The sequence below is a fragment of the Pseudomonas sp. SORGH_AS_0199 genome (assembly GCF_031453735.1).
Lineage (GTDB): Bacteria > Pseudomonadota > Gammaproteobacteria > Pseudomonadales > Pseudomonadaceae > Chryseomonas > Chryseomonas aestiva.
Genome location: NZ_JAVJAE010000001.1, coordinates 2250751 through 2264431, shown reverse-complemented (window position 1 = coordinate 2264431; position 13681 = coordinate 2250751). Strand labels below are relative to the sequence as shown.

The window sequence follows — 13681 nt, the reverse complement described above, 5'->3', positions numbered from 1 at the left end:
TACAACAACAACACGGAGCGATTTCCATGCAGACGTTCGACGTGCAAAGCACCGCCATCATCATCGGGATGGTGGTGGTCTACATTCTCTTCACCACCTGGCTCAGCATCCGCCTGCGCAGCCGCACCAGCGGCGAATTCATGGTGGCCGCGCGCAGCATGCCGGCCTTCGTGGTGGGCATCCTGATGATGTCGGAATTCATCGGCGCCAAGTCCACGGTGGGCACCGCCCAGGCCGCCTTCGAGAGTGGTTTCGCCGCCTCCTGGTCGGTGATCGCCGCGGCCATCGGCTTTCCACTGTTCGGCCTGCTGATGGCGCGCAAGCTCTACGCCTCCGGCGAATTCACCATCTCCGGTTTCATCGCCCAGAAGTACGGCCTGTCCACCAAGCTGATGGTGTCGATCATCATGATCTACGCCCTCCTGCTGGTGAACGTGGGCAACTACGTCAGCGGCGCCGCGGCCATCGCCACGGTGCTCAAGATCAACCTGCCCACCGCGGCCTTCATCACCGCCATCGTCAGTACCCTGTACTACGCGTTCGGCGGGCTGAAGAGCGTGGCCTACGTCAGCATCCTGCACACCGCGGTCAAGTACGTGGGCGTGCTCATCGTCACGGGCGTGGCCCTGCACATGACCGGTGGCTTCACCCCGGTCATGCAGAACATGCCGGAGCACTACTTCACCTGGGACGGCGCCATCGGCGGCAGCAAGATCTTCGCCTGGATCATCGGTACCGTCGGCGCGATCTTCTCCACCCAGTTCATCATCCAGGCGATCTCCTCGACCAAGGATGCCCGCGCCGCGCAACGCTCCACCTTCCATGCCTCGCTGCTGTGCATCCCCATCTCCCTGGCGCTAGGCTTCATCGGGGTCGCGTCCAGGTACCTGCATCCGGAAATGAGCAGCCTCTACGCCCTGCCGGTCTTCCTGCAGTCGATGCACCCGGTGCTGGCCGGCGTGGTGACCATTTCCCTGGTCGCCTCCATCTTCGTCAGCGTCAGCACCGTGGCCCTGGCCATCGCCTCGCTGGTGGTCCGCGACTTCTACGTGCCGCTGCGCAAGCCGACGCCCGAGCGTGAATTCAAGGCCACCCGGGTGATCTCCCTGATCATCGGCTTCGTGCCGCTGTTCTTCGTGTTCTTCGTGCCCGAGATCCTGAACCTGTCGTTCTTTACCCGGGCGCTGCGCCTGTCCATCGCGGTGATCGCCATGATCGCCATCTACCTGCCGCTGTTCGCCACCAATCGCGGCGCGACCCTGGGCCTGCTGGCCTCGACCATCACCACCAGCGTCTGGTATCTGCTGGGCAACCCCTATGGCATCGACAACATGTACGTTGCCCTGGCGACGCCCGCCATCGTCGTGGTCATCGAACGGCTCTTCCCCCAGTCCGCCGCCAAAGCCGCCCCTGCTGAGGTCCCCCATGTCCATCACTGAAATCGCCATCGCCGGCCGCCAGGACAGCTTCCTGCCGACGCCCTATCCGCAGAACCACGCCGCCAACCTGCTGGCTCAGCCCGACGGCACCCTGCTGTGCACCTGGTTCGCCGGCACCCAGGAAGGCAAGGCCGACATCTCGGTGCTGCTAAGCCGCCGCGATCCATCGAGCGGGACCTGGAGCGAGCCCGTGCAGCTGTCGGACGACCCGACCCGCTCCGAACAGAACCCCATCCTGTTCCAGGCGCCGAATTGTCCGCTGTGGCTGCTGTGGACGGCCCAACTGGCCGGCAACCAGGACACCGCCATCGTCCGCCGCCGCCTGTCCACCGATGGCGGCCACAGCTGGGGCCCGATCGAGACCCTGATCGACACCCCCGGAACCTTTGTTCGCCAGCCGCCGGTGGTGCTGGCCAATGGCGACTGGCTGCTGCCGATCTTCCACTGCATCGCCCGCGCCGGCGAGAAGTGGGTGGGCAGCCATGACACCAGCGCCGTGCTGATTTCCGGCGATCAGGGCCGCAGCTGGACCGAACATGCGGTGCCCGAGAGCAGCGGCTGCGTGCACATGAATATCCAGCTGCTGGGTGACGGCAGCCTGCTGGCGCTGTTCCGCAGTCGCTGGGCCGACTTCATCCATGCCAGCCGCTCCCAGGATGGCGGTCGCAGCTGGAGCGCACCTACCCCGACGGCCCTGCCCAACAACAACTCATCCATCCAGTTCGTTCGCCTCACCAGCGGCGAACTGGTGGTGGCCTACAACCCCACCAGCGCCGCCGACTACAGCGAGCGCCGCGCCTCGCTCTATGACGAGATCGACGATGGCGACAGCCGCGTCGATCCGGTGGCGAAGGACGGTGAACGCAGCGCTGTCTGGGGCGTGCCGCGCGGCCCCATGAGCCTGGCCGTGTCCACGGACGAGGGTCAGAGCTGGCGGCGCCTGGACGTCGAGGCCGGCGATGGCTACTGCCTGACCAACAACTCCACCGAGAAGCTCAATCGCGAGTACTCCTATCCGAGCCTGGTGCAAGCGCCCGACGGTGATCTCCACCTGGCTTTCACCTACTTTCGTCAGCGCATCAAGCACGTCCGCCTGCCGCTGGCCGCGCTGCGTTAGAGGAGACGGCGATGACAACTCAGCCTCATGCCCTGATTACCGGCGTCAGCTCCGGCATCGGCGCCGCCATCGCCCAGCGCCTGCTCGCCGAGGGCTGGCAGGTGACCGGCCTCAGCCGCCGCCCGCCCGAGCACAAACATCCGGCGCTGACCTGGATCGGCGTCGACCTGGCCGATGACCAGGCACTGGACGCCGTGCTGGCCGACATTGGCCCGCTGGACGCCATCGTCCATGCGGCCGGCTTCATGCGTACCGCGCCGCTGGGCGCGCTGGACCCGGCCGATGGCACCGCCATGTGGCACCTGCACGTCGCCGTGGCCAGCCGCCTGGTGGACCGCCTGATCGAGCGCCTCGCCGCGGGCGGGCGCATCGTGCTGATCGGCAGCCGCACCATGCAGGGCGCGGCCGGACGCAGCCAGTACGCCGCCACCAAGGCAGCCCTGGTGGGCCTGGTGCGTTCTTGGGCGCTGGAATTGGCTTCGCGTGGCATCACCGTAAATCTGGTGGCGCCCGGGGCGACCGAGACGCCCATGCTGCGTGATCCGGGTCGTGCCGGCACGCCGCCGCGGCTGCCGCCGCTGGGCCGCTATGTGCAGCCTGAAGAGGTCGCGGGCCTGACCGCCTTCCTGCTCGGCCCGGATGCCGGCGCCCTCACCGGCCAGACGCTGACGGTCTGCGGCGGCGCCTCGCTGTGATGTGGGGGAAGCGTGACTGCGCTAGAGTAGCGCCGTCTCTCCCGATGGATTCCCCATGAAGGTCGCCAAACGTCGCCAGGCCATCCTCGAACTGGTTCTCGCCGGTCACACCAACGTCGAAACCCTCTGCCGGCATCTGGGAGTGTCGGAAGCCACGGTCCGCCGCGACCTGACCGCCCTCGCGGAAGAAGGCCAGATCCTGCGCACCTACGGCGGCGCGACCCACATCGGCACCCGTGAGCCCGAGCCATCCCTGGAGCAACGCAGCAACCAGTCCGGCCCGGAAAAGGCCCTGCTCGCCCGCGCCGCCCTGGCTCATATCAATGACCACGACACCCTGGTGCTGGACGGCGGTACCACCACCGCCGCCCTGGCCAAGCTGCTCAACGAAAGACGCGGCCTGCACGTCATCACCAACAACCTGCTGGCGGTGCCGCTGCTGCGCGACCTGCCCGAAGGCCACGTCACCCTGCTCGGCGGCGACCTCCGCCCCGGCAGCATGTCCACCTTCGGCCCGGCGGCCTTCACCATGCTGGAGCGGCTGTCGGCCGACAAGGTCTTCCTCAGCGCCGACGGCGTGGTCGCCGGCCGCGGCCTTTGCGAGGCCAGTACCGAGCAGGCCTACCTCAAGGAGCTGATGATCCAGCAGGCCGCCGAGGTCTTCGTGCTTGCGGACTCGACCAAGCTGGGGCGTGATCGCCAGCAACACTGGACGCCGCTCAAGACGGACTGGACGCTGATCACCGATGCGACGGCGAGCGAGGTCCTGACCCCCTTCAGGCAGCAGGGGCTGGTTCGCGTCGAAGTGGTGTCCTGAGCGCTAACGCGCTGATCTACGCAGGGCCTTGGCGTAAGGGTCAGTCGTTAAACGCGGTAGGCGGCTGTGATCCACACACCAGCTTCATTCCAGGCGTGCTTTGGGTGCCACCCTAAACCGTGTCGCCGGCTCCTGACGCCAACCCTTGGCCGGCGCCTGAGCTGAGTGCATAGAGGCCACCCGCAGCCGATACGGCAATGGTTCGGTATGTGGCCACCGGCGAAGCAGATGTACTCACGCCTTCGCCGGCTTGGCTGGGTACCTGCCCTGCACAGCGAAAAGCGCGTTACTTACCCTTGCTCAGCTTCGAAACTAAGTGCGGGCGGGCGACTACGAAAACCTCCCGTCAGCCAAGCCAGATAGAGTCCACCAAGCAGCAGCCAGCTGCAGCCAAGCATGATCGCCAAGCGGTCAAGACTGATCATCAGCCAGAGCGTCGCCAACATACCGATGAGTGGACACAGTAGGTAGAGCACCAGTTGTAGGGGGCCACGCTTCTGCGGCTGGCGTGCGAAATGAACGATCACTGAGAGGTTCACGAGGCTGAACGCTAGAAAGGCGCCGAAGTTGATGAATGAGGTCGAGGTGGTGACATCGAGCCTCAGGGCCAGCAGCGCCACTACCGCGCAGACCAGGATAGCGCCTACCGGCGTACCGAAGCGCGGGCTCAGGGTGCCCAGTAGCGCCCGGGGCAGCACGCCATCGCGGCCCATGGCGAACATTAGGCGCGAGGCGCTGGCCTGCGCCGACAAGCCCGAGGTGAACTGGCCCACGATCAACCCGATCAGGAAGACCGACACAAACAGATCACCGCCGATATTGCGGGCGATCTCGTAAGCGGCCGCATCGCTGCTTTCAAATTGGGTAGACGGATGGGCCAACTGAACGAAATAGGCCGTGACCACGAAGATCAGTCCACCGATCAGGGTGATCAGCAGGATCGCCCGAGGAATGGTGCGCTGAGGGTCGCGGGTTTCCTCGGTCAGGGTGCTGACCGCATCAAAGCCCAGGAAGGAGTAGCAGGCTACCGCCGCGCCCGCCATCACCAGCGACAGGTTTACGCCCTCGCCCAGGAATGGCTGCAACGACAACAGCGGCTTGCTGGCATCGCCCAGCACGTAATGCACGCATAGCGCGACGAAGGTCAGCAGCACCAGAAACTGCACCACCATCAGTACGCTGTTGATGCCCTTGGCCAGGTGCAGGCCCACGATGTTGATCACGCTGGTGACCAGGATGAACGTCAGTACCCAAAGCGCCTGGGGCAGCTGCGGGAACGCCGAATGAAGGTAGGCCGCGCCGATCAGCCAGATCGCCATCGGCAGGAAGAGGTAGTCGAGCAACACCGCCCAGCCGGCAATGAATCCGAGGTGATCGCTGATGCTGTGACGCACATAGCTGTAGGCCGATCCGGCCACCGGAAACAGCTTGGCCATGCGGGCGTAGCTTAGCGCGGTGAAGAACATCGCCACTGCAGCGGCCAGGTAGGCCGCCGATACGGCGCCGTGGGTGATCTCAGCAAGGATGCCGAAGGTGCCGAGCACGATAATCGGCGTCATGTAGGCGATGCCGAACAGCACCACCGCGCCTAGAGACAAGGATCGTTGCAGACGAGCCATTACTTGTTACTCCCATTTTATATGTTGTTATGGCAGGACCGAAGTCGGCAAAAGCGCGCGGCAATGCCGCAACGGGCGCGTCTGTGGCGCCCTTCAGAAGGGAAATGTCAGGGGATCAGTAGCTCACGCACGCCATTGGCATGGTCGATACGCGTACCTGGCAGCGTCATGCGGCGCTCTTCCAGATAGCGGTAGTTACGGCGGGCTTCAGCTAGGCGATGAAAGTCCAAGGTAATGGACTGCGCGCAGGGCTCTCGACCGGCTTCCAGCAGCAGGCTGCCGTTGGGATCGACCACTGCACTGCCACCCGCGAATACCAGACCGTCATCGCCTGCGCCGACCCGGTTGGTCATGACCGCATAGGCCTGGTTTTCCATCGCCCGCGCCATGATCGCGGTTCGGTGCGTCGGCCCGTAGGGGTCCATATTGCCGTTGGTGACGATCAGCAGCTCTACGCCAAGCGCGCCCAAGGCACGCGCGCTCTCCGGAAACTCGATGTCGAAGCACACCAGCAAGCCGACCCGTACGCCGTCCAGCAGCGCAGTGGCGTAGCGATCGCCCGGCGCGAACACGCCGCGGTCCGACGCCCACAGGTGCGTCTTGCGGTAGGTCAGCACAATGTCCTGCCCGTCCATCAATACGGTGGTGTTATAGAACGTGCCGTCGTCGTCCTCGGCAAAACCGATGGCAACAGCCAACCCACGCGCAGCCGCTGCCTTGCCGATGGCGGTCAGGCTCGGACCATTCAAAGGCTCAGCCAGGGCCGCAACGTTTTCTGGCGTCGGAAAGCCCGTCAGGTAGGTCTCCGGGAACACCAACAGGCGAGTGCCCGCCCTGCACGCCGCGATAGCATGCAGGGCCTGGGCGAGATTATGGGCCGTATCACCATCACGACCGGTGAGCTGAGCGAGTTCAACTTGCATGAGGGGGCTCCGTTCTTGGTGTTGCATCAGGTGGGGGGCATACACAGAATGCGGACATCCCTCCGACCGGAGTCGAGTATGGAGGCGGAGCCACACAGGCGGAATTACGCACGCGGGGTAACCCCATAGGGGTAGACAGATGACCATGACCTTGCACGACATCGCCTTCCATAAGACCGTGGCCGCACTCATCGAAGCGCTCGAACGCCCGTACTTTTGGCGTGCCATGACTCGCGCGCTGGCGCAGTACGTACATCACGACAGTTGGGTGGCCCTGGTCTTTAGCGAGGGACGCCCGCAGGTGTTGGCTGAAAGTCCCGCCGACGACGGTGCACCGGACCGGCTCTTTCAGGACTACCTGCACGGCCTGTACCTGCTCGACCCCTTCTACATCGCCAGTCGCGAGAGCCAGCGGGAAGGTCTCGTGCGCTTGAGCGAAATTGCCCCGGACTGTTTCGAGCAAACGGACTACTACCAGCGCTACTTCAGCCTCAACGTGGTCGCTGACGAGGTGCAGTTCAATGTCGCCCTCCCCGGTGCTAGAACGCTGTGTCTGTCACTGGGTTCACGGCAACGCTTCCAACCTGACCAGATAGCCCTGCTCTCCCTGGTAGCGCCCTGGGTTACGGCACTGGTGCGCCAGCGCCTGCGCTACGAGCCGGAGCCCAGCGAGCCGACGGCCGCCCCGCCTTGGCAGGAGCGCCTTGAACGGATGGCACGCCAAGTGGAAACGGCGCTGACCGGTCGCGAGCTGGAAGTGGCGCGTCTGGTCCTCAGCGGGTACTCCAGCAAAGAGGTGGCGCGCAAGTTAGCCATTTCGGCTGAGACCGTGAAGGTGCACCGCAAGCACGTCTACAGCAAGCTGGGCATCAAGTCGCAGTCGGAGCTGTTCGCGGTGTTCCTGCAGGCTCAGCGCGAATGACGCCACAGATTTGCACTGCGTAGTGCAATGAAGAAGGCAACCTAGGTCAGCATGCTTATGAGGGATCCCCTGTATGCGTGATGGGTTGATCAACTGGCGGTGACAGTCATGCCGCCATCGGCCATGACCATCGAGTCGACCATGAAGCTTGCGCGGTCCGAGGTGAGCAAGGCGACAATCTCGGCAGTTTCCTCCGGCTGCGCAACACGGCCACTGGGCGCGGCGTCGCCGTGCTGGGCAAGACAACCCGGGCCGTCGCCGACCGCGTTGACGCGGATGCCGTGCTCGATGGCTTCGAGCGCGAGCGCGCCGGTCAGTTGGGCCAGTGCGCCCCTTAGGCGCCGAGGGTGGGAAACGCACAGCCGGACGCGTATGAGGCCATGGTGACGATAGCTCCGGATTCGTTGGGCATCATTGTCTTGACGGCCTCACGGCACCAGCATCGGTTGAGAGCGGTCGTAGCGAGAAGCGCTGGGAAGACGATTAGGTTTGCGCAGGTTGACACCGACCCGTCGTCGTTCGGCCGGGACCTAAATCAGCGACAGCCGCCAGGACCTACGTTCTTTGACCGACGACCGTGTCTGAGGGCCGGCGGATGTGGAAACGCTGCGCGAGTAGGTGGAGCGCCGCGCATGCTCACCGTGGGCCGGGCGCTGTCGGCCATCGTAAGAGGTGGCATAGCCCCCGCGTATTTTTTCCACCAATCAAAGATAGGTACTGTATGTCCAATAGACAGGAGCCGCCATTAGGGCTATCTGCGGGCGATTTCGATGAAGACCCTAGAGATCCGCGGCTCGAGCTGTCGCCTGCTGATGTCGCAGCCGAAGCGGATCAAATCGCTCGGTACCAGGCTGAGCTGACGCTGGAGAAGACTCTGCTGGAGATCGACAAGCTCAACATCGAACTCACAGAGCTACGCGTCGACTCATTTCGAAAATGGGCCACGCTTGCAGCAGTAATCACCGGTATTATGATCACGCTTATATCGGCCTTGAATATGGCCCCGGAGGCGCCGCCCTCCAAAGGAGTAGCGCATGAACGCACAAGCCATAAATGAGTCGAGACGCCGTAGGGTCGAAGCCACACGCGCTGAGGTTGACGCGGTCCTTGAGAAGTCTGCCAGGTACCGTAAGCGTCAGGCCAATCCTCTGTGGATCGCGGTGCCCGTACTCACCGGCGCGGCCTTTACTGCTGGCGTAGCCTATCTCGCCCACCTGCTCGTGTAACTCTGTCGCCGGTGAAGGAGCCCTCTCGCGAGGGCTTTTTTGTGCCCGCTATTCCTTCAAGCGCACGGACGCCAGGTCCCGTCGAGGAGCCGGCACTGCTCCTTCCTATGCAGCTGCCTGAGAGAGTCTAGGGTGTGGGAATCAAGCACCCTAGTCGCTCGCTCAACCGCGTCCCAGTCGCTGAATCAGACTTTCAAGCAACTCCATGACCAGTTGGCGATCCTCGGCGCTGAGGGTAGCCAAGCGCGTTTCGAGATGTCGGGCCTGATCCTGAGGCCGGGCACTTGCCTCAGTCAGCAAGTCCGCTGCTTCACAGCCGAATACCTCCGCCAGAGACAATAAGCGCTCGATGTTAGGCATGACCAAACCGCGCTCGATGCGCGATACCGCCTCGTTACCTATCCCCAATCGTTCGGCGATCTGCTCTTGGGTGAACCCGCAGCGAATGCGCTGCCGAGCAATGGCTCGCCCCACCAGACCTGCCAATGCCGCCGTATCGTACTCAGCCATGACGCCCTCCCTTCAACCTCAATGGTCGAGCGACACCCTGTTGACATGAAGGACATTTCAGGTCGAATATCAACCTATAGGGTTGTCTTGCTAAGGCTCGCCTAGCTGTTCATGGGCAGCTAGTGAGAGGGCCGGAATCCTCTTGGTCACCAGAGACATAGCTGGCTCGGCACATTGGGCAATAGCACTTGTAAGGCTGCTGCTAACGCTGAGATACCTCCAAGCCAGCGAGTGCACGCTGAAGTGCTGAGCGACCTGCCCGGACAGGATCGATTAATCGACCCCCAGACGGACGTTAGGAAAATCGAGGTATACGCATCATGAAGCACACCAAGAACTCCCGTATCTATTCGCTCCCTCAGAAAGGTATCGACGCCGGCCATTTCGCAAGCGACCTGTCGGACCTCTCAGATGACATTGAGCTGCGCTTTTCCGTACTGAAGGACCTGCTCGATCAGCTTGACGCGTGCACCTTGGAAACAGATTCGCTTCGCGCCACGATTATCAAAATGACCGCGCAAGATCTGTTGGATGAGATGGTCATCATCCATCGCCGCAGCAAAAGCATTACGAACGCCTCCGCACTGGGCCTATGAGCAGTCCAAGCCCACAGCGTGGCTCAATCATTCATAAGTCACCACGACTAGCTTTCTTCGCTGAGCTGCTCGGACTGAGCTTTGATGTCGTCGAGCACGCGCGACACCCTGACAGGCATGTTGAGCATCTTGCGAAGCGTCGCAATGTGGTTTTCAGCGACTTCGGGCGTTGAGCGCTTTGCGGGGGCTACTCCATGTGCCGGGCGTGGACGATGGCCCATGCCGAGGTCTCTGTTCGCCACGGCCTGCACTGCCGGCCTGTCCCGCAATGCATAAGGCCGGAAACCTCCCGACTGCGCTCGTCTGATCAAGCCAAAAGCATAGGCCACCACGTTGCGTACCCCGCCGCTACGGTGTCTGGCGTCGAGCTCTGCCAACACCTGCTGACGCTGCTCTAGGGACAATTCATCAAGTGCCGTCAGCAGCTCCTGCAACTGCTCCTCATCAATTCCCGCGAGACAGGATGGAAGCGGAGCATTGCCCTTCGTGTTTTCCAGCTCTGAAGGATACGTACGTACTTTATACGTCTTACTACTGTACGTACTGTATTGGCCAATTGGTTCGTCGTGGACTTTGTTGGTCTGTGGCAGACCGGTTTGGCCTAAGCCGGACTCCACAGGTACCGCCGCGGAGATAGAGCTCCCAAACTCGCTTGGGATAGAAGCTCCATTAGGCACTGCCTCTTTACTGCGCTCACCCTGCGTGAACGCCTGACTTAGATGCTGCGCGATCCGCTGGATCGGATGCCCAGTCTCGTGCAGGCACGCTTGTAATAGACAGGCAAGCGTCTGGTCGGCAGTGCATGCCTGATCAAACGCTAAGGCACGCTCATGCACCCTGTAGCGCTCGCTCATCACCTTGCCCGTCATGGGGTCACGCTGCACACCGATCAGCGTGATCCATCCCGTCAGGCGCAGCACTTTCAGAACACGTCGCGCCGTCTCATAACCCGCCCGTTGCCCTAACGGCGTGGTGGTGAGATAGCGTCGTAGCTGGCTCAGGCTCGTAAGCGAACTGACACCATCCGGGCCGCTCAGCATGCGCAAGACCTGCCAGCCGTTGCGCTCCAAGGGCGTCAGCTGCGGATCTACCAGCAGCGCGGTTGGAGTCGTGACCCAGTCAGTCGACGCGTAGCGCTCGTGTGCGGAATATCTTGCCATTTCCTCTCCCCTACCAAGGCCTTTCGGCTGTCAGGCGAGTCTCTTTGGCACCAACTGGTCTGTCCCGGATAAATCCGATTTAGCCCATTACCGTATTTCTGTTGCATACCAAGTGGTCTGCCGCAGACCAAAAACCGATGAGTCAGAGGTGGGGAGAGCCCCCTAGCTTAACGGCGGAGAAAGTCTAGGACTGTCTGGCAAGGCAGGGATTGGAACCGGTCTGGATGGCCTGACCACCAAACGGTCTCCACCCTGCTGCATGTCGCTCGTGATTAACCAACTGCGATCACTGCTGGGTAGAGCCAGGGACGCTTGTGACCGGTTGCGGTCGCGATATGAGCGCGGTAGATTTGGATGGTCATGGTCAATCCCATGGCCGGGCGTGACAACCCGATGAACAAGGGCGCGGTAGCCTAATCGCCCACAGCCAATGCTAAGCATTCGGCTGCGTGCGTTTTATGGCGGGCCGTGCGGGGCAGGCTTCGGCCTGGCCGGTTCCCTTGGTTCCCGGTTGTCACCCCCGTACGGTCCGCCTCCATACCGCGTGACAACGGTGGCGGCGGCTCCTCAACCGAACCAAGGAGCAGCATGAATGCACCGTCTTTCTTTTAAGCCCGAGCTCCGCCTCGGCGCTACCTGCATGCCATATACCTCTACAACGGAGGTGTGCCATGGCTGAGAAGAAGCCCTCAGTGGTCCCCTTCCCCAGCAAGCCAATCGCGCTTAACCAAATGGATCTTTCCACTCGGTCTATCGAAGCCGATGCAGATCTTCGTGCCTCGATGCTAGGTGACCTGCTAGTTCAGCTGGCAGAGCGCGACTCCGGTCATTCTGACGAGCTGCGGCTAAAGGTTGCCTGCAACATCGCTCAGGAATTGCTAGACGAGATGGTCACGTTATATCGCCGGGCGATCTCTAGTTCCCGGTGCGCCAACGCTCTGGCGACTACCGTCGATTAGAAGCGGTGGCTGGGATGGTCTAGCAACCATCCCAGCCTTCTGAAGCGTCACACTTCCCGCTACATACGCCTTACATCGAGCACCTGTCGCAACAGTCTCCATGGGTCTGTAGCAAAATCAGCTCTACCTCAAAGGCAGTGCTCTACCGGCGCTTCTTGATATAGGCGCAGTGTCTCAGCTACAGGGCGCTGATGCGACTGCCTTTACTCCGCCGCTGCGACGATGGCGATCTCGACCAGCAATTCCGGCGCCGCCAGCTTGGACTCAACTGTAGCCCGTGCAGGTGCCTCCCCTTCCGGTGCCCAGGCGTCCCACACCTCGTTCATACCGGCGAAATTGGCCTGGATGTCCGACAGCCACACCTGGGCGCTGAGAATGCGCGTCTTGTCCAGGCCGACCTTGGCCAGGTAATCGTCGATCTTCTGCAGCACCTGCGCGGTCTGCCCCTTAATGTCCTGGGTGCGATCATTGGCTGTCTGGCCGCCGACGAAGGTGATGCCGCCCTTGTACTGGACGACCCGGCTCATACGCTGGTTGGTTTCGATACGGGTAATGGGTTGCATATAGGCTCCTTGAGTGGCCTGGGGGTTGAGGAATCTCTGTGGAAGCGATCGATGGCAAAAGCCGTAAGATCGATCGGCGACGACTCGCCGAGCACCAGTTGCGCAACTCGCTGGCCAGTGCCGAGGCTCATCTGGAAACCACTGCCGCAATAACCGAACGAGTAGGTCAGTCCACCGGCGCGACTGCTGCTTGAGATGACAGGCAGATCGTCCTCGGTGAAGGCTTCGATCCCGGACCAGGCGCGGTTGATGCCCAGATGCCTGAGGTGCGGAAAGAGGTCCGTCACGGTCTGGGCGCTGGTTACGAGACGAGCGATATCGACCTCGCCGTGGCGGGCATCGTAGTCCAGGGCACCGATTAACTTGCCGCCAATGACCACTGTGCCGTTGTCGAACTGCTTGAAGGACAGGGCGCGCCCGGTGGCACCGAGCACCTGCCTGCAGAAGGGCGCCACTCGATGGGTAACCATCAGCATCAGGCCTTGCGGATAGGTGGGTACTGGCTCGCCCACCTCGGCAGCCAGGCGCCCCGCCCAGGCACCGGCCGTCACGACCAGTTGGTCCGCCTCGAACTTTCCCTTGCGCGTTTCGACCTGCCAGCGCGTGCCGCGCTGGGTGATGGATAGAGCAGGCGTCTGTTCATGCAGCACCACACCCAGGCGCTCCGCCGCCTGCCGAACCGCCGTCACCACACGGTAAGGCGTCGCGTAGCCATCGTCCGCCACCCAGATACCGCCCACCACATGGGGCGCCACCGTCGGCAAGAGTTCGAAAACCTCCTCCCGGTCAATGAGCACCTCATGGGTGAAACCGTGCGCTTGAAGGTCAGCGACGCGCGCCTGACATTCCTGCAGCTCCTCACCGGTTTCGGCTAGCTTGAGCTGGCCGCTGGCGACAAAGCTCGCGTCCGTCCCTAACAGCTCCGGCAGGCTGTGCCAGAGCGCGCGCGACGCCAGCGCCAGGGGGATTTCCGCCAGGTGCCGACCGAGCGTCCGCACCCCGCCAGCGTTCACACCAGAGGCATGCCGTCCGGCGTAATCGGCTTCGAGCACGATCACCCGCACGCCGTACTGCGCGAGATGCCAGGCCGTGCTCAACCCATGCAGCCCGGCGCCGATGACGATCACGTCCGCCG

General features: G+C 62.7%; 14 protein-coding genes and 1 pseudogene. 8 read left to right on the top strand and 7 right to left on the bottom strand.

Going from position 1 to position 13681, the window contains the following annotated elements; all coding sequences use genetic code 11:
• Positions 1 to 26 precede the first annotated feature (26 nt).
• The 4 genes from QE444_RS10590 to QE444_RS10575 are packed head-to-tail and all read left to right on the top strand — an operon-like array spanning position 27 to position 4068.
• Positions 27 to 1439: a sodium:solute symporter family protein gene (locus QE444_RS10590; protein WP_184291223.1), complete on the top strand. Its 1413-nt coding sequence runs from the start codon at positions 27 to 29 to the stop codon at positions 1437 to 1439.
• Positions 1426 to 2556, top strand: a complete 1131-nt coding sequence (locus tag QE444_RS10585; protein WP_208694627.1) for an exo-alpha-sialidase — start codon at positions 1426 to 1428, stop codon at positions 2554 to 2556. Before QE444_RS10590 ends, QE444_RS10585 begins: the two co-directional genes overlap by 14 nt.
• A gap of 11 nt (positions 2557 to 2567) precedes the next feature.
• The gene (locus QE444_RS10580) at positions 2568 to 3251 is read left to right on the top strand and encodes an SDR family NAD(P)-dependent oxidoreductase (RefSeq protein WP_263259041.1); all 684 of its coding nucleotides are present in this window, start codon (positions 2568 to 2570) and stop codon (positions 3249 to 3251) included.
• 55 nt (positions 3252 to 3306) lie between these two features.
• On the top strand, positions 3307 to 4068 hold the full coding sequence (locus QE444_RS10575; RefSeq protein WP_208694625.1) for a DeoR/GlpR family DNA-binding transcription regulator: 762 nt from the start codon (positions 3307 to 3309) through the stop codon (positions 4066 to 4068).
• 290 nt (positions 4069 to 4358) lie between these two features.
• Here QE444_RS10575 and QE444_RS10570 read toward each other — a convergent pair whose 3' ends face one another.
• Together QE444_RS10570 and QE444_RS10565 are read right to left on the bottom strand one after the other, a co-directional pair.
• Positions 4359 to 5687, bottom strand: coding sequence for an APC family permease (locus QE444_RS10570; RefSeq protein WP_263259040.1), 1329 nt, complete (start codon positions 5685 to 5687; stop codon positions 4359 to 4361).
• Positions 5688 to 5794: 107 nt separating this feature from the next.
• Positions 5795 to 6610, bottom strand: a complete 816-nt coding sequence (locus QE444_RS10565; protein ID WP_309738388.1) for a carbon-nitrogen hydrolase family protein — start codon at positions 6608 to 6610, stop codon at positions 5795 to 5797.
• 139 nt (positions 6611 to 6749) lie between these two features.
• Between QE444_RS10565 and QE444_RS10560 the strand changes: the two genes are divergently transcribed.
• Positions 6750 to 7532 (top strand): LuxR C-terminal-related transcriptional regulator, encoded by a 783-nt coding sequence (locus QE444_RS10560; RefSeq protein ID WP_263259038.1) that lies wholly within the window; start codon positions 6750 to 6752, stop codon positions 7530 to 7532.
• 89 nt (positions 7533 to 7621) lie between these two features.
• Here the strand turns inward: QE444_RS10560 and QE444_RS10555 are convergent.
• A pseudogene (locus QE444_RS10555) lies at positions 7622 to 7968 on the bottom strand (SDR family oxidoreductase); the annotation flags it as partial.
• Between the two features lie 285 nt (positions 7969 to 8253).
• Here QE444_RS10555 and QE444_RS10550 point away from each other — a divergent pair.
• Entirely contained in the window at positions 8254 to 8589 is a 336-nt protein-coding gene (locus tag QE444_RS10550; protein WP_309738387.1) for a hypothetical protein, read from the top strand.
• Between the two features lie 331 nt (positions 8590 to 8920).
• Here QE444_RS10550 and QE444_RS10545 read toward each other — a convergent pair whose 3' ends face one another.
• Positions 8921 to 9268 carry a helix-turn-helix domain-containing protein gene (locus tag QE444_RS10545; RefSeq protein ID WP_007159148.1) on the bottom strand — a complete coding sequence of 116 codons (348 nt, stop codon included), beginning with the start codon at positions 9266 to 9268 and terminating at the stop codon, positions 8921 to 8923.
• Between the two features lie 320 nt (positions 9269 to 9588).
• Here QE444_RS10545 and QE444_RS10540 point away from each other — a divergent pair, with 320 nt between their 5' ends.
• A complete protein-coding gene (locus QE444_RS10540) occupies positions 9589 to 9864 on the top strand; it encodes a hypothetical protein (protein ID WP_208692066.1) in 276 nt (91 codons plus the stop codon).
• Between the two features lie 47 nt (positions 9865 to 9911).
• On the opposite strand, the gene QE444_RS10535 is transcribed toward QE444_RS10540, so the two are convergent.
• Positions 9912 to 11024, bottom strand: a complete 1113-nt coding sequence (locus QE444_RS10535) for an STY4528 family pathogenicity island replication protein (RefSeq protein WP_309738381.1) — start codon at positions 11022 to 11024, stop codon at positions 9912 to 9914.
• A 671-nt stretch (positions 11025 to 11695) separates the two neighbouring features.
• Between QE444_RS10535 and QE444_RS10530 the strand changes: the two genes are divergently transcribed.
• Complete coding sequence (locus QE444_RS10530; RefSeq protein WP_263259035.1) at positions 11696 to 11983, top strand: hypothetical protein; 288 nt, start codon at positions 11696 to 11698, stop codon at positions 11981 to 11983.
• Between the two features lie 203 nt (positions 11984 to 12186).
• Here the strand turns inward: QE444_RS10530 and QE444_RS10525 are convergent, their stop codons facing one another.
• The gene (locus QE444_RS10525; protein ID WP_133859603.1) at positions 12187 to 12546 is read right to left on the bottom strand and encodes a RidA family protein; all 360 of its coding nucleotides are present in this window, start codon (positions 12544 to 12546) and stop codon (positions 12187 to 12189) included.
• Positions 12507 to 13673, bottom strand: coding sequence for an FAD-binding oxidoreductase (locus QE444_RS10520; protein ID WP_263259034.1), 1167 nt, complete (start codon positions 13671 to 13673; stop codon positions 12507 to 12509). Before QE444_RS10520 ends, QE444_RS10525 begins: the two co-directional genes overlap by 40 nt.
• Positions 13674 to 13681: the final 8 nt, after the last annotated feature.